The 1,080-nt window shown below is 64.0% G+C and carries 1 protein-coding gene and 1 other RNA gene; both read left to right on the top strand.

Annotated elements, in window-relative coordinates; translation table 11 throughout:
- The first annotated feature begins 58 nt into the window (after positions 1-58).
- Positions 59-610 (top strand): SsrA-binding protein SmpB, encoded by a 552-nt coding sequence (gene smpB, locus CCN33_RS17130; protein ID WP_086694467.1) that lies wholly within the window; start codon positions 59-61, stop codon positions 608-610.
- 110 nt (positions 611-720) lie between these two features.
- Positions 721-1,080: a transfer-messenger RNA gene (gene ssrA / locus CCN33_RS17135) on the top strand; the annotation flags it as partial.

Here is a 1,080-nt window from a genome sequence, read left to right on the forward strand (position 1 = left end):
CCCCACCCCTAATCCGCTTCCCTTCGCCCCCCTCCATGGTGCGAAAATGGGCGGCACTATGAGCAAGGGAATGTACGTACCGAAGGAGTCCCAGCCCAAGCAGGGCGGGGCGGCCTCCGCCAAGGGCAAGGTCAAGGACGGCAAGCGCAAGCTCGTCGCCCAGAACAAGAAGGCCCGGCACGACTACGCGATCATCGACACCTACGAGGCCGGGATCGTGCTGTCCGGCACCGAGGTGAAGTCGCTGCGCCAGGGCCGGGCCTCGCTGACGGACGGCTTCGTCCAGATCGACGGGAACGAGGCGTGGCTGCACAACGCCCACATCCCCGAGTACAGCCAGGGCACCTGGACCAACCACGCGGTGCGCCGCAAGCGCAAGCTGCTGCTGCACCGCGAGGAGATCGACAAGCTGGAGGCGAAGTCCCAGGAGACGGGCCACACCATCGTGCCCCTCGCCCTGTACTTCAAGGACGGCCGTGCCAAGGCGGAGATCGCGCTGGCACGAGGCAAGAAGGAGTACGACAAGCGGCAGACCCTGCGCGAGAAGCAGGACCGGCGCGAGTCGGACCGGGCCATCGCGGCCGCCAAGCGCAAGCAGCGCGGCGTCTGACCGGGCCCGCGGGAATAGGCTGGCACACTCCCGCGTTGGTCACGTACGATGGCACAGCACTCCATCGAGGGTGCGCCGCCTCCTGCGGGGGGGCATTGAAAAAACAACATGGGGATGATCGGTTTCGACAGCGGATGTCGAAGCAGGGGAAGCGTGTCGAGGAAGCGGCAATGATCTCGTAAACCATATGTCGCAAAAAATAATCGCCAACACCAAGCGCGATTCCTTCGCCCTCGCTGCCTAAGTAGCGACTTGCGAAGTGTCAGCCCGGGGCTGTTCCCGACCCGGATCCTGGCATCAGCTAGGGAACTAAACCTTGATCCCGGTCACGGGGTGAAGAGGGAAATCCAACAGTGACTGAGCCCGTCGGAGACTTGTCCGCGTGATCTCCGGGGCTGAGAAAATCGAAGCGGACTGCACACGGAGAAGCCCTGTTTCTGCACCGGTGGACGCGGGTTCGATTCCCGCCA

The sequence above is a fragment of the Streptomyces recifensis genome, assembly GCF_002154615.1.
In the GTDB taxonomy this organism is placed as follows: domain Bacteria; phylum Actinomycetota; class Actinomycetes; order Streptomycetales; family Streptomycetaceae; genus Streptomyces; species Streptomyces griseoluteus.

Bases quoted from the DNA above. Each gene is read 5' to 3' on its own strand.
- smpB (WP_086694467.1), top strand. From the start codon at position 59: ATGAGCAAGGGAATGTACGTACCGAAGGAGTCCCAGCCCAAGCAGGGC.